This window comes from Roseovarius sp. (genome assembly GCF_965277045.1).
In the GTDB taxonomy this organism is placed as follows: Bacteria; Pseudomonadota; Alphaproteobacteria; order Rhodobacterales; family Rhodobacteraceae; genus Roseovarius.
This window is the reverse complement of sequence record NZ_OZ255712.1, coordinates 1,506,886-1,525,974: the sequence shown is the minus strand read 5'-3', so window position 1 is coordinate 1,525,974 and position 19,089 is coordinate 1,506,886. Positions and strand designations below refer to the sequence as shown.

Here is a 19,089-nt window from a genome sequence, read left to right as displayed (position 1 = left end):
ACGCGCCACCCCGTCCCGGGCTTGGCCCGGGACCTCTCGGCCCCTCGCACACTCTGCCCCAAAGGATTTGCGCCGACTTCGGCGTCGCCGCAGCGCGCCTTCGGCGCTTGCATGAGTATTTCGGGCAAAAAAAAGCCGGGCCGCCTGCCCGCACCGGAGGCCCCATGAAACACCGCCGCGGCCTTCTGATCATCCTGTCCTCGCCCTCGGGCGCGGGCAAGTCCACCCTGTCGCGCCGCCTGCGCGACTGGGACAGCACGATCTCGTTTTCCGTCTCGGCCACCACGCGCCCCCCACGTGCGGGCGAAGTGGACGGGCAGGATTATCACTTCCTCGACGACAGCACCTTCCGCCGCCAGGTTGCGGCGGGCGAGATGCTGGAACACGCCCATGTCTTCGGCAATTTCTACGGCTCGCCCCGCGGCCCCGTGCAGGCCGCCATCGACGCCGGCCGAGACGTGCTCTTCGATATCGACTGGCAGGGCGCGCAGCAGATCCAGAACTCGGTTCTCGGCCCCCATACCCTGTCGATCTTCATCCTGCCGCCCTCGATCACCGAGCTGCACCGCCGGCTTGAGACCCGCGGCCAGGACAGCCCCGAGACCATCGCCAAGCGGATGCAGAAAAGCTGGGACGAGATCAGCCACTGGGGCGAATACGATTACGTGCTGGTCAATGACGACCTGGACACCACCGACAAGGCGCTGAAGACCATTGTCTCGGCCGCCCGCCTGCGCCGCCTGCAACAGCCCGACCTGAACGCCCATGTGCAACGCCTGCAGGCCGAATTCGAGGAGAGATGAATGCCCATCTACGCGCTTGACGACGTAATCCCGCAACTGGAAACCGGCACCTGGGTGGCGCCCGATGCCAACATCATCGGCAAGGTGGTGCTCGAGGAGAATTCCTCGGTCTGGTTCGGCTGCACCCTGCGCGGCGACAACGAGCCGATCGTCGTGGGGGAGGGCAGCAACGTGCAGGAAAACGTGGTCATGCACACCGATCCCGGCTTTCCGCTGAGTATCGGGCGCGGCTGCACCATCGGGCACAAGGCGATGCTGCATGGCTGCACGCTGGGGGAAAACACGCTGATCGGCATGGGCGCGACCGTGCTGAACGGCGCCAGGATCGGCAACAACTGCCTGATCGGGGCAGGCGCGCTGATCACCGAGGGCAAGGAGATCCCCGATGGCAGCCTCGTCATGGGCGCGCCCGGCAAGATCGTGCGCGAACTGGACGAACAGGCCATCGCCGCCTTCACGGCCACCGCGCTGCACTACCAGAAGAACGCCGCGCGCTACCGGGCGGGACTGCGCCGCCTCGACACGGAATGAACCAGGGCAATATCGCCACGCTTTTGCAGGCGATTCCCCTGGCTTCGGTCCTTGTCGGCCGGGGCGAGCGCATCCTTGGCGCCAATGACCGCGCCGTGGCGCTCCTGGGGCCGGGGCTGACCGGGCGCCATTTCATCACCGCCATCCGCCAGCCCACCGTGCTCGACGCGGTCGAGGCGTCCCTGCGCGACCGCGAGACGCGCCAGACGCGCTACCTCTCCAGCGCCGGCGCGCAGGACACCACCTTCATCGTCACATGCAGCCCGGTCGAGACCGAGGCGGGCTCGGGCGTGCTGTTGTGCTTCGAGGATGTCACGCATCTGGAACAGGTGGGCCAGATGCGCCGCGATTTCGTGGCCAATGTCAGCCACGAATTGCGCACGCCGCTGACCGCGCTGCTGGGCTTCATCGAAACCCTGCGCGGTCCCGCCCGCAATGACCCTGTGGCGACGGAGCGGTTTCTGGGCACCATGCAGGTAGAGGCCAGCCGGATGGAGCGCCTCGTCAAGGACCTCCTGTCGCTCAGCCGGGTCGAGGCGCAGGAGCGCGTGCGCCCCACCGACCGCGTCGACCTGATCCGGCTGATCAATGCCGTGACCCACGCCACCCGACCCATCGCCGAGGAAGCTGACGTGAAGATCGCCTTCCTGACCGAGGTGCAAGAGATCCACGTGCCCGGCGATGCCGATCAGCTTCACCAGGTCCTGACCAACCTGATCGAGAATGCCGTCAAGTATGGCGGCCCCGGCAAGACCGTCACCGTGACGCTTGCGGCGCATTCCGATCACCCCGCGCTGCGCGGCCCCTCGGCGGTGGTCTCCGTGGCCGACCAGGGCCCCGGCATCGAGGAGGTGCACATCCCCCGCCTGACCGAACGCTTCTACCGCATCGACAGCCACCGCTCGCGCGAGATGGGCGGCACCGGGCTCGGGCTGGCCATCGTCAAGCATATCGTCAACCGCCACCGCGGCCGGCTGAAGGTCGAATCAGAGCTGGGGCAGGGCACCCGATTCGACGTGATTCTGCCCTCGCGCCCCGCGTCCCCGCAGGCCTGACGCACCCCCCATCATTGCGTCGCGACGTCAACCGAAATTAATTCGGCGTTAACCTTCGCAAAAAGGGGCCTGTCATAAAACCGTTACAAAACCGTAACAAAAGCGTCGTGCCCGAGGCGTAGCAGGGCGCCAAGGTCGCCCGCTGCAAGGTGACCGGGATACATGGATATCAGGAGCTATAAATGTCCTTCATGAAAATGACCGCCTCTACCCTGGCGATCGCGGCCGTTTCGGCCACCGCTGCCGCTGCACGTGACAACGTCCAGGTTGCCGGTTCTTCCACCGTGCTGCCCTACGCGTCGATCGTGGCCGAGCTCTTCGGCGAAAACACCGATTACCCGACCCCGGTCGTGGAATCGGGCGGCTCGTCGGCTGGCCTGAAACGCTTCTGCGAAGGCGTTGGCGAAAACACCATCGACGTGGCGAACGCCTCGCGCGCCATCCGCGAAAAAGAGATCAAGGCCTGCGCCGACAACGGCGTGACCGACATCATCGAAGTGCGCATCGGCTATGACGGCATCGTTTTTGCCAGCCAGCAATCCGGTCCCGAGTTCACCGCGTTCGAGCCCACCGACATCTTCAACGCCATCGGCGCCACCGTCCTGAAAGACGGCGAGCTGGTCGAGAACACCCACGAAAGCTGGGCCGAGTTCAACTCCGAGCTGCCCGACGCCGAAATCGCGATGTTCATCCCCGGCACCAAGCACGGCACCCGCGAAGTCTTCGAAGAGAAGGTTCTGCTGGTCGGCTGCGAGGAAACCGGCGCGATGCAGGCCATGCTGGACAGCGGCATGAGCGAAGACGAAGCCGAAGACGCCTGCCTTGACGTCCGTCAGGACGGCAAGTCGGTCGATATCGACGGCGACTACACCGAGACCCTGGCGCGCATCGACGCCAACACCAACGGCATCGGCGTGTTCGGCCTGGCGTTCTACGAGAACAACACCGACAAGCTGAAGGTCGCCACCATGAGCGGCATCGCGCCCTCGACCGACACCATCGCGTCGGGTGAATACCCGGTGTCGCGCCCGCTGTTCTTCTACGTCAAGAAAGCGCATATCGGCGTGATCCCCGGCCTGAAAGAGTACGCACAGTTCTTCGTCGCCGACGAGATCGCAGGCCCCGGCGGCCCGCTGTCGAACTATGGCCTGGTCGCGGACCCCGAGCTGGCGGCCACGCAGTCGGCTGTCGAGGCCGAAGAAACCATGGGCAGCGGCTCCTGATAGCCTCTGACCACCGGGGGCGGCACAATCCGCCGCCCCCAACCCCTTTTAGGTAATTTTTCCAGACAGACGGATGGGGGGCTCATGCCGACACTCTGGCTATTCCTGATCGTGCTTGGCATCGCGGCGGTGGGCTATGTGCTCGGTCGCGGGCGGGCGCTTCAAAGCGTGGGGGGCGACAACCGCAAGCTCCACTCCCTGCCGTCCTATTACGGCTCGAACGTCCTGATCAAGGTGGTCGTTCCGGCCTTCCTGCTGATGATCGCGTGGCTGCTGATCCAGCCGATCGTGGTCGGCAACACGATCTCGGGCATGATCCCCGACCGCTCGGTCGGCAATACCGGATCCCTGGGGCTGGTCATGGCCGAGGTGCGCCGCACCGCCGAGGGTCTCGACAATGCCGTCGCGCAGGGCCTGATGGACGAGGATTTCGTCAAGAACGCCCGCGCCGACCTCGCCGACGTCACCCAGCGGCTCAAGGATGCGGGCCAGATCGTCACCTCGGAAGTGACCCAACCCATCCTGAACGCCGCCCAGCGCTACCGCGTCATGAACGCCACCGGCAACCTGATGATGACCGTCGCGGTGCTCGTGCTGGCCGTGCTCGGCGCGCTCTGGGGCCTGCGCGAATCCCACGGCGATTTCCGCGCCCGCAACACGGTCGAGCAAAGCATCCGCGCGCTCTTGATCGGTGCGGCCTCCATCGCCATCCTGACCACGGTCGGCATCATCCTGTCGCTGGTGTTCAACACCATCGAGTTCTTCCGACTTTACCCGGCCTCCGATTTCTTCTTCGGCACCAACTGGGCGCCCAGCTTCTCTGGCCGGGGCGGCAGTTCGGACCTCGGGGTGATCCCGCTGCTGTGGGGCACGTTCTACATTTCCATCGTGGCGCTGGCCGTGGCCGTGCCCATCGGGCTTTTCGCCGCGATCTACCTGTCGGAATACGCCTCGCCCAAGGTCCGCTCGGTCGCCAAGCCGCTGCTCGAGGTGCTGGCCGGGATCCCTACCATTGTCTACGGCCTTTTCGCCCTGCTGACAGTAGGCCCGCTTTTGCTGAAGGTATTCGGTGACGAGGGCCTCGGGATCATGCAGGCCGGCACCGCCGTCATGACCGCCGGTCTGGTGATGGGCATCATGCTGATCCCCTTCGTCAGCTCGCTCAGCGACGATATCATCAACGCGGTGCCGCAGGCCATGCGCGACGGCTCCTACGGGCTGGGTGCCACGCAATCGGAAACCATCCGCCAGGTGGTGCTGCCCGCCGCCCTGCCGGGCATCGTGGGCGCCATCCTTCTGGCCGCCAGCCGCGCCATCGGCGAGACGATGATCGTGGTGCTGGGGGCAGGGGCCGCAGCCCGGCTCAGCCTCAACCCGTTCGAGGCCATGACAACCGTGACCGCCAAGATCGTCAGCCAGCTCACGGGTGACGCCGACTTCGCCTCGCCCGAGGCTCTGGTGGCCTTCGCCCTCGGGATGACGCTTTTCGTCATCACGCTCTGCCTGAACGTCTTCGCCCTTTATATCGTGCGCAAATACCGGGAGCAGTACGAATGACCGACGCAACGCTCAATGGCGCCAGCGGCGGTGGCCGCGACCGCTCCTCGCTTAAGACCGCCGACGCCAACACCAAGCGGCGCAATGCCGCCGAGAAACGCTTCCGCGCCTACGGGCTGACGGCGATCATCATCGGCATCTTCTTTCTTGTCGTGCTGTTCTTCTCGATCATCCGCTCGGGCCTTCCGGCCTTCACCCACACCGTGGTGGAGATGGAGTTCACCCTGACGCAAGAACAATTCGACGAGGCCGAGAGCGAACTTTTCAAGACCAAGGCCTATTCCAACCTCTTCATCGCCGAGCTTCAGCAGCAACTGGAGGAACGCGGGATGGAGGTTGAATTCGACGAGGCCTCGATCGAACGCGTGCTGGGCAAGGTCGGCGGCAACCTGCGGGAATACTACGCGGGCAACCAGAACCGTCTCGGCGAGCCGACGTCCTTCTCGCTCTCCGCCTCGTCGCGTGTCGACGGCTATTTCAACGGCCGTGTCACCCGCGAAAGCATGCAGGACAGCCGGTTCCTGATGGCCGCCGACCTCGATCTTGTGGATGCGCTGCGCAACGCGGGCATCATCAAGTCCGAGTTCAACTGGAACTTCATCACCGGCGCGGATTCCGGCGTCGACAACCCCGGCGGGGCCGGCATCGGCGCTTCGGTCATCGGTTCGTTCTTCATGATGTTGGTGGTGCTGGTCCTGTCGCTGCCCATCGGAGTCGCCGCCTCGATCTATCTTGAGGAATTCGCGCCGCAGAACCGCTTCACCGACCTGATCGAGGTGAACATCTCCAACCTCGCCGCCGTGCCGTCAATCGTCTTCGGTATCCTCGGCCTTGCCGTGTTCATCCAGTTCATGCACCTGCCGCAATCGGCTCCTCTGGTTGGCGGGCTGGTGCTGACCCTGATGACCCTGCCCACGATCATCATCTCGACCCGCGCCTCGCTCAAATCCGTGCCGCCCTCCATTCGCGATGCGGCGCTCGGCGTCGGGGCCTCCAAGATGCAGGCGGTCTTCCACCACGTCCTGCCGCTCGCCATGCCCGGCATCCTGACCGGCACCATCATCGGCCTCGCGCAGGCCCTTGGCGAAACCGCGCCGCTTCTGCTGATCGGCATGGTCGGCTTCGTCGCCCGCGGCTATCCTGACGGCTTCGTCGCCGGCTTCACCGAGCCCAACTCGGCCATGCCCGCCCAGATCTACACCTGGGCCGCCCGCGCCGACGCCAGCTTCTATGAGAAAGCCTGGGGCGGCATCATCATCCTGCTGGTCTTCCTGCTGACCATGAACATCATCGCCATCATCCTGCGCCGCCGCTTCGAGCGCCGCTGGTAGAAAGGGACCGCGCCATGTACGATACGCCAAATACGGAGAGAGCCGTGGATCAGAAAGACATCAAATTCTCGGCCAAGGGCGTTCAGGTCTATTACGGCGACACCCACGCCATCAAGGACGTGGATGTCGCGCTGGAAGACAAGACCGTGACTGCCTTCATCGGGCCCTCGGGCTGTGGCAAGTCCACCTTCCTGCGCTGTCTCAACCGGATGAACGACACGATCGACATCTGCCGGGTCGAGGGCGATATCCTGCTGGATGGCGAGGATATCTACGACAAGAAAGTCGACCCGGTGCAGTTGCGCGCCAAGGTCGGCATGGTGTTCCAGAAACCCAACCCGTTCCCCAAGTCGATCTACGACAACATCGCCTACGGCCCCCGTATCCACGGCATGGCCAAGAACAAGGCCGATCTGGACGAGATCGTCGAGCGCGCCCTGCGCCGCGGCGCCATCTGGGACGAGGTCAAGGACCGCCTGCAAGCCTCCGGCACGGGCCTCTCGGGCGGGCAGCAGCAGCGTCTCTGCATCGCTCGCGCCGTGGCCACCGAACCCGAGGTGCTGCTGATGGACGAACCCTGCTCGGCGCTCGATCCCATCGCCACCGCGCAAGTGGAGGAACTGATCGACGAGCTGCGTACCGAATATTCGGTCGTGATCGTGACCCACTCGATGCAGCAGGCCGCCCGCGTCAGCCAGAAGACCGCCTTCTTCCACCTCGGCAACCTCGTGGAATTCGGCGAAACCGGCAAGATCTTCACCAACCCCGAAGATCCCCGCACCGAAAGCTACATCACCGGCCGGATCGGCTAAGGAGCGCACGCTATGAACGACGAACACATCTCATCGGCCTTCGACCGTGACCTCGAAACCGTCCAGGCGCTGATCATGAAGATGGGCGGCCTGGTGGAAGAGGCGATCATGAACGCCGCCATCTCGCTCGACACCCGCGACGAGGAACTGGCCGAAAAGGTCCGTGCCGGCGACCGCGTGATCGACGACCTCGAAGAACAGATCGACCAGGAAACCGCGCGGACAATCGCCCTGCGCGCGCCCACCGCCATCGACCTGCGCGTCATCCTGACGGTGATGAAAATCGCCTCGAACCTCGAACGCATCGGCGACTACGCCAAGAACATGGCCAAGCGCACCACGGTGCTCGCTCAGATGAGCCCGATCAGCGGCGCCACCGCCTCGCTGCGCCGCATGGCGCGCGAGACCGAGCGGATGCTGCGCGACGTGCTCGACGCCTATATCCAGCGCGACGCGGCACTCGCCCGCGAGGTCATTCAGCGCGACCACGACGTGGACCAGATGTACAACGCGCTCTTCCGCGAATTCCTGACCTTCATGATGGAAGATCCGCGCAACATCACGCCCTGCATGCACCTGCATTTCATCGCCAAGAACACGGAGCGCATGGGCGACCATGTCACCAACATCGCCGAACAGGTGGTCTATCTGGTCACCGGCACCATGCCCGACGACAACCGCCCCAAGAGCGACAAGACCTCGCTCGATCCCAAGGTCTCGCCGCAGGTCGGCGCATAACTAAGGACAACAGACGTCATGGCAAGCGATCAGCCCAGCGTACTTCTGGTCGAGGATGAACCGGCCCAGCGCGAAGTGCTGGCCTACAACCTCGAGGCCGACGGCTTTGCAGTCACCCGCGCCGAGAACGGTGAAGAGGCCCTGATGCTGGTCGAAGAGGCCGCGCCCGACCTCATCCTGCTGGACTGGATGCTGCCCAACGTGTCCGGCATCGAGGTCTGCCGCCAGCTCAAGACCCGCTCCGAGACCCGCAACGTGCCCATCATCATGCTCTCGGCCCGCTCCGAGGAGGTGGACCGCGTGCGGGGCCTGGAAACTGGCGCCGACGATTACGTGATCAAGCCCTATTCGGTGATCGAACTCATGGCCCGCGTCCGCGCGCAACTGCGCCGCACCCGACCCTCGACCGTGGGCGAAAGGCTGGAATACGAGGATATCATCCTCGACTCCGAAACCCACCGCGTCACCCGTCAGGGCGAGGGGCTGAAACTGGGCCCGACCGAGTTCCGCCTGCTCTCGACCTTCATGGAAAAGCCGGGCCGGGTGTGGAGCCGCGAACAACTGCTCGACCGCGTCTGGGGCCGCGACATCTATGTCGACACCCGCACCGTCGACGTCCATATCGGCCGGCTGCGCAAGGCGCTCTGCCAGCACGGTGGCGACGACCCGCTGCGCACGGTGCGCGGGGCAGGGTACTCGCTCGGCTGAGGTCGCACCTCATGGCGGGCGGCGGGATATGAGTATTTTCGACAAGAAAAAGCAGCAGCGCGCGCCCGGCTTTTTCTTGCTCCAAATACTCAAATCAAACAAATAAAGCGTGGCGTAGCCACTCGATATGGCTGGTTGCGCTCCGGCCGGGCCCGTCTACTCTGTCGCACGGGACCGGACCGCAAAGGACGCAGATCATGCCCCCACTTCACGACAAGGTCGCCCTCGTCACAGGCACCTCCGCCCCTAACGGAATCGGACAGGCCATCGCCCGAAGGCTGGCAGAGGACGGCGCGCATGTGGTCGTCACCGATCTCGGCGGCACCACGCAGGTAGACGGCGTCGCCACCCCGCGCCTCTCGCTGCTGCGAACGCTCGCCGCCGCCCTCGATCCCGCGGGCACGGCGCTCGAACTGGACGTCACCGATGCCGCGCAGATCGACGCGGTCGTGGCGCAGGTGCAGCGCAGGCTGGGGCGCGTCGACATCCTGGTCAACAACGCCGGCAGCCTCGCGGGCGCGGACAATTTCATGTCCACCACACCCGCCCAGTGGACCAGCAGTTTCAACGTCAACCTCCTGGCCCCGATGATGCTGTCGCGCGCCGTGATCCCGAGCATGCAGGCCGCCGGGGGCGGGCGGATCATCAATATCGGCTCCACCGGCAGCCTGGGCGCCGAACCCGGGTTCGGCGCGTATACGGCGATGAAACACGGGCTGGTGGGCCTGACCAAGACGATCGCCGCCGAGTTCGGGCCGGACAACATCCTGTGCAACATCGTCTGTCCCGGCTACATCGCCACCGACATGCACATGGCCGCCAACACGCGGATCGCCGGCGAACGCGGGCTGAGCCTGGACGAGGTCAAGGCGCAGCGCTACGCCAGCGTGGCGCTGCGCGACGCGGGCCGGCCCGCCGACGTGGCCGATGCCGTGGCCTATCTGGCCGGCCCCCACGCGCGTTATGTCACCGGAATCACATTGCCGGTCTCGGGCGGCGTTCCCTACGGCATCTGAGCTTGGATCGGTCACCGGGGCAGGGGGTCTTCATCCTCGGCCTGCGGCGCCAGCCAGTCGCGGAACTTGATCACCGCGCTGTCCTGCGCCTTCTCCTCGGGCCAGACCAGGTGATAGGCCCCGGGGCTCTCCGTGCGCCCACCCCAGACGGTGACCAGCTTGCCCGTGGCCAGGTCCTGTTCCGCCAGGTAGTCCGGCAACAGCGCCACGCCCAGCCCGTGCAAGGCGGCCTGCGTGATGGTCGAGAACTGGTCATAGATCGTGCCCGCAACCGTGCCCGTCTCGACTCCGTGCGCCGCGAACCACGCGCGCCACGCCTCGGGCCGGGTTTCGATATGCAGCAAGGGCAGGGACAGCACATCCTCGGCCTTTCGCACCGCCGCCCGCTCCAACAGCGCGGGCGCGGCCACTGCCACCACCGCCTCGTTCTTCAGTCGCAGCGATTGCGTGCCGGGCCAAGCTCCGCTGCCGAAAAGGATCGCCGCATCAAAGGGTTCCGCGCCAAAGTTGAACGGTTTCAGCCGGGTCGACAGGTTCAGCGTCACCTCCGGATGCGCCGCGGCGAACTCCGGCAGGCGCGGCACCAGCCAGCGCATCCCGAAGGTCGGCAATATCGCCAGGTTCAGACTGCCGCCCCCGGGGTTCAGCGCCAGCTTCAGCGACGCCTGGCTGATCCGGTTCAGCGCCGCGCGCGTCTCGCCGGCGTATTCCCGCGTCTCGGGCGTCAGCCGCACGCGCCGCCCTTCGCGGACGAAGAGAGGAACGCCAAGCTGGCTTTCCAGCGTCTGCAACTGGCGGCTCACCGCGCTTTGGCTCAGGTTCAGCTCTTCGGCCACCGCGGTCAGGCTGCCCAGCCGGTCCAGCGCCTCCAGCGCCCGCAGGGCGCCCAGCGAAGGCAGAAAGCGACGGGGCAGGGGCATTATGCAGTTTCCTCATGAATATATACCGAATTGCCGCTTTTTATTGCGCTTATCTCAGGATAAATTCAAGCCAAACCCGTTTTCATCCCTGCAAAGGAGACCGCCATGAGCCTCGACGCCCCCAAACTTCGCGACAAGGACAAGCCCGACCTTGCCGGGTTCGACTGGGCCGATCCGTTCCTGCTGAACGCCCAGCTGGAGGAAGACGAGCGCATGATCGCCGACAGCGCCCGCACCTTCGCGCAGGAAACCTTGCAACCCAAGGTCAAGGACGCCTACGCGTCGGAAACCTCCGATCCCGGCATATTTCGAGAGATGGGGCAGATGGGCCTTCTGGGCACCACCATCCCCGAAGAGTACGGCGGCCTTGGCGCCAACTATACCACCTACGGCCTCGTCGCGCGCGAGATCGAGCGTGTGGACTCGGGCTATCGTTCCATGATGTCCGTGCAGTCCAGCCTGGTGATGTATCCCATCTACGCCTATGGCAGCGAGGAACAGCGCCAGAAATACCTGCCGGGCCTGGCCTCGGGCGAGTTGATCGGCTGTTTCGGCCTGACCGAACCCGACGCGGGCTCCGATCCCGCCGGCATGAAGACCCGCGCCGAGAAGACCGACAAAGGCTACAAGATCTCCGGCTCCAAGATGTGGATCTCCAACGCGCCTATCGCCGATGTCTTCGTCGTCTGGGCCAAGTCCGACGCCCATGACGGCAAGATCCGCGGCTTCGTTCTGGAAAAAGGCATGAAGGGGCTTTCCGCGCCCAAGATCGGCGGCAAGCAGAGCTTGCGCGCCTCCATCACCGGCGAGATCGTCATGGATGGCGTCGAGGTGGGCGAAGACGATCTTTTGCCGAATGTTCAAGGACTTAAAGGCCCCTTTGGATGTCTCAACCGCGCCCGCTACGGCATCGCCTGGGGCGTCATGGGATCGGCCGAGTTCTGCTGGCACGCCGCACGCCAATACGGCCTCGACCGCAAGCAGTTCAAGCGTCCGCTGGCGCAGACCCAGCTCTTCCAGAAGAAACTCGCCGACATGCAGACCGAAATCACCCTCGGCCTTCAGGCAGCCCTTCGCGTCGGCCGCCTGATGGACGCCGCGCAAGCCGCGCCCGAGATGATCAGCCTCATCAAGCGCAACAATTGCGGCAAGGCGCTGGATATCGCGCGGCAAGCCCGCGACATGCACGGCGGCAACGGCATTTCCGAGGAATTCCACGTCATCCGCCACATGATGAACCTCGAAACGGTCAATACTTACGAAGGCACGCACGACGTGCACGCGCTGATCTTGGGGCGCGCGCAAACCGGGCTTCAGGCGTTCTTTTGATCCGGCCGCGGGGCAGGGCGGCCCGCCGCCCGCCTTTCGCGCGCACATGCACAGAGATATTGCATTTCCAGTCAGTTGTGCTTTTAAAGCGGGGTGTTAAATCCGTGTTCTGAAGGATCGCCGGAGCACGTTCATGGCCCACGTAATCGACGCCCGTTTCACCGAAGGCAGCCTCATGCGGCATGTGTCCATCATGTCGCTGACCTCCAGCCTTGGGCTGATGGCCATTTTCGCGGTCGATTTGATCGACGTGCTGTTCATCTCGATGCTGGGGCAAGAGGCGCTGGCCGCCGCCGCCGGCTATGCCAGCACGGTGATGTTCTTTGCCAGCGCCATAAATATCGGCCTGTCCATCGCGGCAGGGGCGCTGGTGGCCAACTCGTTGGGCGCGGGCAAGGATCTGCCGGCCCGCGAACACGCGTTTTCCGCGGCCATGTTCGCCATCGCCTTCGGCATTCTGGTGCCGCTGATCATGCTGCCGAATCTCAACCTGATCCTGGGGCTGATCGGCGCCGACGGCGACGTGGCCGAGCGTGCCAAGGGGTATCTGTGGATCATCCTTCCCAGCACCTTCATGTCCGGCATCGGCATGACGACCGTCGCCACGCTACGCGCCTATGGCGACGCGCGCCGGGCCATGTATCCCTCGCTGATCGGGGCCATCGTCAACGGCGCGCTCGACCCGCTGCTGATCTTCGGGCTGTCGATGGGGCTGGAAGGCGCGGCCTGGGCCACCGTGGCGGCGCGGCTGGCCACGATGCTGCTGGCGCTCTGGTTCGCGTGGCGTGTCTACAATGCCTTTGCCGTGCCGCGCCCGCAATGCTTTGCCTATGACATCCGCGAAGGCATGCAGATCGCCACGCCCGCCGTTCTGGCCACCATCGCAACGCCGGTCGGCGCGGCCATCGTGACCCGCGAAATGGCCAAGTACGGGACCGATGCCGTCGCTGGCATGGCGATCATCAGCCGCATGATCCCGGTGGTGTTCTCGGTCGTTCTGGCGCTCTCGGGCGCAATCGGTCCGATCATGGGACAGAATTTCGGGGCAGGGCGGCTTGACCGGGTGCGCCAGGCGTTCTTCGACGGCGTTATATTTGCCGGGTTCTACGTGGTGCTGATCTCGGGGCTGCTGTTCGTGTTCCGCCAGCAAATTGCCGATCTTTTCGGGGCTCAGGGCATGACGCGCGAACTGATCGTGCTGTTCTGCGGACCTATTGCGCTGGCCAGCTTCTTCAACGCGGTGATTTTCGTGGCCAACGCATCCTATAACAATCTTGGTCATCCGGGCTATTCCACCTGGATCAACTGGGGCCGGCAAACCCTTGGCACGATACCGTTTATTCTGATTGGCGGTGCGCTGTTCGGGGCGCCCGGCGTGCTGGTCGGCCAAGCGGCGGGCGGGGTTCTGTTCGCCGGTATCGCCACTTGGCTCAGCCTTTGGATGATCACCGACCAAGCTCATCCGATGCGCCAGCTGACCTGCCGTTTCCAGCTTCAGCGGCGGATGCACGAAATGTACAATCGCACGGCTTAGACCCGGCGTGCGTAATCGCTCAGCACCAGCAGACCGCCCGCAACCGCCCAGTTCTTGACGAAGATCGACATCTGCCAGCCATCCTCGGGCTGGAAATGGAAAATGCTGGTGACCATGCAATAAGCCGCCAGCGCCAGTGCGACCCAGCGCGTGGCCCAACCCAGCAACAGCGCCAGCCCGGCCACGGCGTTGAACACCAGCGCGGGCCAGATCAGCGCGCCGGGCAGCCCCAGATTGCCTAACAAAGCCATGCCTTGCTCCGGTGCCACGGCTTTCTGCACCGCGCCGGCCAGAAACAGCACCGCGATCAGCGCGCGCCCGATCCGCAGGGTCCAGGGGGTCTTTATCATCTCGGGCACTGATCTCTCCATCGGCAGGGGGCGGTCGGCTTCAATTGGGCGACGTAATCCGTTTCCCATCCACGCAAACCCGGCCGGTCAAGTTTCAGGGCATCCCCGTCAGTCTATGGCGCAATAGCGCATAATCAGTATTATGTTAAATAAACCCATACCCCAAATAGTACGCAAAGCACCGTAAAACCCTTGTGCGTCCGGCACTTGGTCAAATCTCCTCACCCACGTGCCGCGCCTGTCATCCCCGATGCCACAGTCCCGTACAGAGTGCCACACCCCGCAACTCTCACTCGACACCACCGTATGTCACGGTCTATGACGTAGCGGAAAGGACGCGCGCCGCATGACTTCCATCCTGATCCTCAACGGACCGAACCTCAACCTGCTGGGCACACGCCAGCCCGAGGTCTATGGCACCACGACGCTGAGCGACATCGAGGCGCAGTGCCACGCAGTTGCCGAGGATCTGGGCGTCACGCTCGCCTTCGCGCAATCCAACGGCGAAGGCGCGCTCATCGACAGGATCCACGACGCCCGCGGCACGCATCACGGGCTCATCCTCAACGCCGGCGCCTATACCCACACTTCCATCGCCCTGATGGATGCGATCTCGAGCACTGAAATTCCAACGATCGAGCTGCATCTCAGCAACATCCACGCCCGCGAGGATTTCCGCCACACGTCCTACATCGCCAGGGTCGCGGTCGGCGTGATCTGCGGCTTCGGCGCCCATGGCTACACGCTGGCGCTTCAGGCCATCGCGCGGCACTTGGAGAGCGGCGCATGATTTCCACGACCCATCTCAACGCGCTCCTGAACGCGCCCAGCATCGAAGAGCTGTGGGACATGCACGTGGCGCAGATGGCGGACTATGGCTTCGACCGGCTGATCTACGGCTTCACCCGCTACCGCACGCCGACATCGCTGGGCGATCCGGACGATTTCGTCCTGCTCAGCAACCAGACCCCCGAATACATGAACACCTTCATCGGCGACGGTCTCTATCACCATGCGCCGATGGTCCGCTGGGCGCTCGACAACGAAGGCGCCTGCTCGTGGCGCGTCCTGGCCGAGATGCTGGAAACCGAAACGCTGACCCCGCAGGAACGCAAGGTGGTCGATTTCAACGCCTCCATGGGCGTCACCTGCGGCTACTCGATCAGCTTCAAGTCCATGTCGCCGCGCACCAAGGGCGCCATCGCGCTCACCGCGCATGCCGATCATGACCAGGCGGACTGCGACAAGCTGTGGGACAAACATGGCGACGACATCATCCTGCTCAACAACATCGTGCACCTGCGCATCCTCACCCTGCCCTACGAGGCGCCGGGCCGCTCGTTGACCCGTCGCCAGAAAGAGGTGCTGGGCTGGGTCGGCGACGGCAAGACGATCCAGGACATCGCCCTGTTGATGGAACTGACGCCCGCCACCGTGGAAAAGCACCTCCGCCTCGCCCGCGAAGCGCTCAGCGTCGAAACCACCGCGCAGGCGGTGCTCAAGGCCGCGTTCCAGAACCAGATCTTCGTGCTCCACACCTGACACGCGGCAAGGTCCGGCATGGTTCTCCCTGCCAAGGCGCCACGATATTGCGAAATTCTCAAGTGATTTGAACGATTTTACCTTTTGGTAAGGATTCCCCTACTTTCTCGAATTGACGTAACGTCGCAAAGTGGCAACGTTCCGTGAGTGGTGGCTTTTAAGCCTGGGAACATGGGTCGGCGTCCCCTGTGATATCAGGTGAGTACCCGGCCTGCCGGTTTTTCCGGGGGCCGGTCGGTTTGCCTATTTCTCGGTGGATCGACCGGATTTGCCTGCACCGTCTCATCCCGTTTCAGGTGCTGGGAATAACGGTGTCGCCCGCCCGGGCGGCACCGTTTTTCATGGCCCCCTGCCCGCCCGGATGCAGAATGTGACCCTCGCTGACCATTCCGGGGGCCTGCGTCGGCATGGTCAGCCATCTCGACGCACAGCACAGCGGCAGCGGCCCATGGTCGGCCACACATCGCACGCCGCTCAAACGAAAAAGCGCGCCCCGATCCCGGAACGCGCCCTGTCTTCCTTTGGCCGGAAATATCCTGGGGGGTGCCGGGGGGCTGGCCCCCCGCTTTGAACCGGTAGCCCGAGGGGCTGGCCCCTCGGTCCCACGGTCAGGTCAGTCTCAGCCCTGCGCCGCCTTGGCGACTTCCTCGGCGAAGTTCTCTTCCTTCTTCTCGATCCCCTCGCCCACTTCCACGCGGATGAAGCCGGTGATCTCGACACCCGCCTCGGCGGCGGCGGCGCCGACGGTCACGTCGGGATTGATGACGAAGGACTGGTTCACCAGCGTGATCTCGGACATGTACTTCTTCATGCGGCCTTCGATCATCTTCTCGATCACCTGCTCCGGCTTGCCGGATTCGCGGGCGATGTCGATCTGCACCTGGCGTTCCTTGTCGACCACGGCCTGGTCCAGCTCCGCCTCGTTCAGCGCGGCGGGGTTGGTGGCGGCGATATGCATCGCGACTTGGCGACCGAACGCCTCGTCACCACCCTTCATGGCGACCAGCACGCCGATCTTGCCCATGCCGTCGGTGGCGGCGTTGTGGATGTAGCTCACCACCGTCTCGCCATCGATCTTCTCCATGCGGCGCAGGCCCATGTTCTCGCCGATCGTGGCAATCTTGTCGGTGATGATGTCCGACACGGCCTTGCCGCCGATTTCGGCCTTCTGCAGCGCCTCGAGATTGGCCACGCCCACCGCGGCGCCGGCGATCTCGGCCACCATCTTCTGGAAGTCGGCGTTCTTGGCGACAAAGTCGGTCTCGGCATTCACCTCGACGGCGACGCCGGTGCCGCCGGTCACGCTGACGGCCACCAGGCCCTCTGCGGCGGTGCGGCCCGATTTCTTGGCGGCCTTCGCCAGGCCCTTGGTGCGCAGCCAGTCAACCGCGGCCTCCATGTCGCCATCGGTCTCGGTCAGCGCTTTCTTCGCGTCCATCATGCCCGCGCCGGTCTTGTCGCGCAGTTCTTTCACACTTGCAGCTGTGATCGCCATCTTGGCTCTCCTCGAATATTGGGGCTGTCATGGGCGCGGTCGGATCCCGCGCCCAGCTATATCAACAAGGTATAGGTTTCGTGACAGGCTCAGCTGTCAGCGGCCTCTTTCTTGACCTCTTCGGCGGACTCGATGTCCAGCGGCGCGTCCTTCGACATGGAGTCGTCATGCATCGCCTCGTCGCTCGGCGCGGGGGCCTCCGCCGCCGGGGCCGGCGCTTCGCTCACGGCCTCCTCGCTCGGGGCTTCTTCCATCGCGCCCAGATCGATTCCGGCCGCACCCATCTGCGCCGACATGCCGTCGAGCGCCGCACGGGACACCAGGTCGCAGTAGAGCGAGATCGCACGCGCCGCGTCGTCGTTGCCGGGGATGATGTAATCGATCCCATCGGGCGAACAGTTGGTGTCGACCACGGCCACGACCGGGATACCCAGCTTGTTGGCTTCGGCGACGGCCAGCGACTCTTTCTTGACGTCGATCACGAACAGCAGGTCGGGCACGCCGCCCATCTGGCGGATCCCGCCAAGGCTGGCCTGCAGCTTCTCCTGGTCGCGCTCGAGGCCCAGGCGCTCTTTCTTGGTCAGGCCCTCGGCGCCGCCTTCCATGATCTCGTCGATCTCGTTCAGGCGCTTGATCGACTGGCTCACGGTCTGCCAGTTGGTCAGCGTGCCGCCCAGCCAGCGGTGGTTCATGTAATATTGCGCGCATTTCTCGGCCGCCTCGGCGATCGGGGCGCTGGCCTGCCGCTTGGTGCCCACGAACAGAACGCGGCCGTTCTTCGCCACGGTCTCGCGGATGACGTTCAGCGCCGCGTCGAGCATCGGCACGGTCTGCGTCAGGTCCATGATGTGAATGCCATTGCGCGCGCCATAGATGAACTCGCCCATACGGGGGTTCCAACGCTGCGTCTGGTGGCCGAAGTGAACGCCAGCTTCAAGCAGCTGACGCATGGAGAACTCTGGAAGAGCCATGGTCGTTTTCCTTTCCGGTTTGCGCCTCGGTACGGGGATGAGAAGCGGATGCTTCAACCGGTGGACCTTCGGGGATGTCTCCCCCGAGAGGCCCGCCCATACCTGCGGGATTGAATGGCGCGCGTATAACGGGCAATCTTCCCCGGCGCAAGCCCCGTTCTTTAGGGGCCCCTGCGCAGGAAAACGAATGTCGCGTCCAGCGCCGCCTTGTCCTTGATAGACAGGTACACCGCGCCGTCCTTGGCCGAAAATACCCGTAAATCATAGCTATCGAGATGGTTCACCGGCGCATCCTGTGTCGCCTCGGGCCCAACGCAGACCTCCAGCGCTGCCCGTATCTTCTCGAAAAGCGTGTGCGCCTCAAGCGCGCGATACTCGAACCGCCATTGACAGACACTCGCGTCACAGGTCACGGCGTCGGACGGTACGGTGCCCGCGACGAAGGCGTCGACCCACCCGCACTCCTGTGCCGTGGCGCTTCCCGCCATGGCGCAAAGAAAAACCGGAAAGAGCCTAATCATCGGTCTCACATCCCTCGGCCGCCGCGTTCGCCAGGTCTGGCGCCACCTCCGCCAGCATGTCGTTTAGCGCGGCCGTCCCAACAGGAGCATAAAACCAGTCCTCGTCGTCCCAGACCACCAGCCATCGCGCGCACCAACCGAACGGCGCTTTCTCGGGCGATAGATCCTGCGCCCCACTGGCTGCGAGCCCCCAGTGCCATGGTCCTTCCATACCATGCCCGTCGAACTCTGGCCCCGTCACGCCGAAAAGTGAAATGTCGAACGGATGGGCATAGTCAGGGTCCAGCACCGCGCCCCGCAGCCAGTCGGCGGGCATGTCGATCCGCTCCGCATAGGCCTCCAGCAGCCCCGGCAGCACATGCGCCCGCCGCTCTTGGCGCACCCGCGCCTCCTGTCCCGACAGGTCCGCCACCGTCCCCAGAAAGTCGAACGCCCCCTCCCCCGGCGCCGCGCTCAAGTTGGCGAAAGCGGAAAACACCTCCGCCCGCCTGTCCCCGGGCGTCGCCTCGGCGAACCAGGACGCGGGCAGGTTCGCGGCCACCGCCGCCGCCGCCAACAGCGCCAGCACGGGTTTCAGCGGGATGCGAAAGCGGCGTGTGTCGTCCATCCCGTCACCCTACGCCGCGTCCTCGCCTCCCGCAAACCTCTTGCCC

At 64.6% G+C, this 19,089-nt stretch carries 20 protein-coding genes; 14 read left to right on the top strand and 6 right to left on the bottom strand.

Annotated elements, in window-relative coordinates:
- Window positions 1–164 precede the first annotated feature (164 nt).
- The 10 genes from gmk to ACQY4V_RS07450 all read left to right on the top strand — a co-directional run bounded on the left by gmk (window position 165) and on the right by ACQY4V_RS07450 (window position 9,774).
- On the top strand, window positions 165–803 hold the full coding sequence (gene gmk / locus ACQY4V_RS07495) for a guanylate kinase (protein WP_428516217.1): 639 nt from the start codon (window positions 165–167) through the stop codon (window positions 801–803).
- Window positions 804–1,334 carry a gamma carbonic anhydrase family protein gene (locus tag ACQY4V_RS07490; RefSeq protein ID WP_428516216.1) on the top strand — a complete coding sequence of 177 codons (531 nt, stop codon included), beginning with the start codon at window positions 804–806 and terminating at the stop codon, window positions 1,332–1,334.
- On the top strand, window positions 1,331–2,389 hold the full coding sequence (locus ACQY4V_RS07485; protein ID WP_428516215.1) for an ATP-binding protein: 1,059 nt from the start codon (window positions 1,331–1,333) through the stop codon (window positions 2,387–2,389). Before ACQY4V_RS07490 ends, ACQY4V_RS07485 begins: the two co-directional genes overlap by 4 nt.
- 182 nt (window positions 2,390–2,571) lie before the next feature.
- Window positions 2,572–3,612 carry a substrate-binding domain-containing protein gene (locus ACQY4V_RS07480; protein WP_428516214.1) on the top strand — a complete coding sequence of 347 codons (1,041 nt, stop codon included), beginning with the start codon at window positions 2,572–2,574 and terminating at the stop codon, window positions 3,610–3,612.
- Between the two features lie 84 nt (window positions 3,613–3,696).
- The gene (gene pstC / locus ACQY4V_RS07475; RefSeq protein WP_428516213.1) at window positions 3,697–5,169 is read left to right on the top strand and encodes a phosphate ABC transporter permease subunit PstC; all 1,473 of its coding nucleotides are present in this window, start codon (window positions 3,697–3,699) and stop codon (window positions 5,167–5,169) included.
- Window positions 5,166–6,500, top strand: coding sequence for a phosphate ABC transporter permease PstA (gene pstA / locus ACQY4V_RS07470; RefSeq protein ID WP_428516212.1), 1,335 nt, complete (start codon window positions 5,166–5,168; stop codon window positions 6,498–6,500). Before pstC ends, pstA begins: the two co-directional genes overlap by 4 nt.
- 14 nt (window positions 6,501–6,514) lie before the next feature.
- Window positions 6,515–7,312, top strand: a complete 798-nt coding sequence (gene pstB / locus ACQY4V_RS07465) for a phosphate ABC transporter ATP-binding protein PstB (RefSeq protein ID WP_428516211.1) — start codon at window positions 6,515–6,517, stop codon at window positions 7,310–7,312.
- A 12-nt stretch (window positions 7,313–7,324) separates the two neighbouring features.
- A complete protein-coding gene (gene phoU, locus ACQY4V_RS07460) occupies window positions 7,325–8,050 on the top strand; it encodes a phosphate signaling complex protein PhoU (protein ID WP_428516210.1) in 726 nt (241 codons plus the stop codon).
- 18 nt (window positions 8,051–8,068) lie between these two features.
- A complete protein-coding gene (gene phoB / locus ACQY4V_RS07455; protein WP_428516209.1) occupies window positions 8,069–8,758 on the top strand; it encodes a phosphate regulon transcriptional regulator PhoB in 690 nt (229 codons plus the stop codon).
- Between the two features lie 197 nt (window positions 8,759–8,955).
- Window positions 8,956–9,774 carry an SDR family NAD(P)-dependent oxidoreductase gene (locus tag ACQY4V_RS07450; protein ID WP_428516208.1) on the top strand — a complete coding sequence of 273 codons (819 nt, stop codon included), beginning with the start codon at window positions 8,956–8,958 and terminating at the stop codon, window positions 9,772–9,774.
- An 11-nt stretch (window positions 9,775–9,785) separates the two neighbouring features.
- On the opposite strand, the gene ACQY4V_RS07445 is transcribed toward ACQY4V_RS07450, so the two are convergent.
- Window positions 9,786–10,694 (bottom strand): LysR substrate-binding domain-containing protein, encoded by a 909-nt coding sequence (locus ACQY4V_RS07445; RefSeq protein WP_428516207.1) that lies wholly within the window; start codon window positions 10,692–10,694, stop codon window positions 9,786–9,788.
- Between the two features lie 105 nt (window positions 10,695–10,799).
- Between ACQY4V_RS07445 and ACQY4V_RS07440 the strand changes: the two genes are divergently transcribed.
- Complete coding sequence (locus ACQY4V_RS07440; RefSeq protein ID WP_428516206.1) at window positions 10,800–12,023, top strand: acyl-CoA dehydrogenase; 1,224 nt, start codon at window positions 10,800–10,802, stop codon at window positions 12,021–12,023.
- Window positions 12,024–12,156: 133 nt separating this feature from the next.
- Window positions 12,157–13,557, top strand: a complete 1,401-nt coding sequence (locus ACQY4V_RS07435) for an MATE family efflux transporter (RefSeq protein WP_428516205.1) — start codon at window positions 12,157–12,159, stop codon at window positions 13,555–13,557.
- Here ACQY4V_RS07435 and ACQY4V_RS07430 read toward each other — a convergent pair.
- Window positions 13,554–13,907 (bottom strand): DoxX family protein, encoded by a 354-nt coding sequence (locus ACQY4V_RS07430; RefSeq protein ID WP_428517182.1) that lies wholly within the window; start codon window positions 13,905–13,907, stop codon window positions 13,554–13,556. The two genes, ACQY4V_RS07435 and ACQY4V_RS07430, sit on opposite strands and share 4 nt — an antisense overlap.
- Window positions 13,908–14,253: 346 nt before the next feature.
- Here ACQY4V_RS07430 and aroQ point away from each other — a divergent pair, with 346 nt between their 5' ends.
- Both aroQ and ACQY4V_RS07420 read left to right on the top strand, forming a co-directional pair.
- Window positions 14,254–14,697 carry a type II 3-dehydroquinate dehydratase gene (gene aroQ / locus ACQY4V_RS07425; RefSeq protein WP_428516204.1) on the top strand — a complete coding sequence of 148 codons (444 nt, stop codon included), beginning with the start codon at window positions 14,254–14,256 and terminating at the stop codon, window positions 14,695–14,697.
- Complete coding sequence (locus ACQY4V_RS07420) at window positions 14,694–15,449, top strand: LuxR family transcriptional regulator (protein WP_428516203.1); 756 nt, start codon at window positions 14,694–14,696, stop codon at window positions 15,447–15,449. Before aroQ ends, ACQY4V_RS07420 begins: the two co-directional genes overlap by 4 nt.
- Window positions 15,450–16,068: 619 nt before the next feature.
- On the opposite strand, the gene tsf is transcribed toward ACQY4V_RS07420, so the two are convergent.
- From tsf to ACQY4V_RS07400, 4 genes are all read right to left on the bottom strand, one after another.
- On the bottom strand, window positions 16,069–16,944 hold the full coding sequence (tsf, locus tag ACQY4V_RS07415; RefSeq protein ID WP_428516202.1) for a translation elongation factor Ts: 876 nt from the start codon (window positions 16,942–16,944) through the stop codon (window positions 16,069–16,071).
- 89 nt (window positions 16,945–17,033) lie between these two features.
- The gene (gene rpsB, locus ACQY4V_RS07410) at window positions 17,034–17,915 is read right to left on the bottom strand and encodes a 30S ribosomal protein S2 (RefSeq protein WP_428516201.1); all 882 of its coding nucleotides are present in this window, start codon (window positions 17,913–17,915) and stop codon (window positions 17,034–17,036) included.
- Window positions 17,916–18,076: 161 nt separating this feature from the next.
- The gene (locus ACQY4V_RS07405; RefSeq protein ID WP_428516200.1) at window positions 18,077–18,403 is read right to left on the bottom strand and encodes a hypothetical protein; all 327 of its coding nucleotides are present in this window, start codon (window positions 18,401–18,403) and stop codon (window positions 18,077–18,079) included.
- A 25-nt stretch (window positions 18,404–18,428) separates the two neighbouring features.
- Complete coding sequence (locus tag ACQY4V_RS07400) at window positions 18,429–19,043, bottom strand: hypothetical protein (protein ID WP_428516199.1); 615 nt, start codon at window positions 19,041–19,043, stop codon at window positions 18,429–18,431.
- Between the last annotated feature and the right edge of the window lie 46 nt (window positions 19,044–19,089).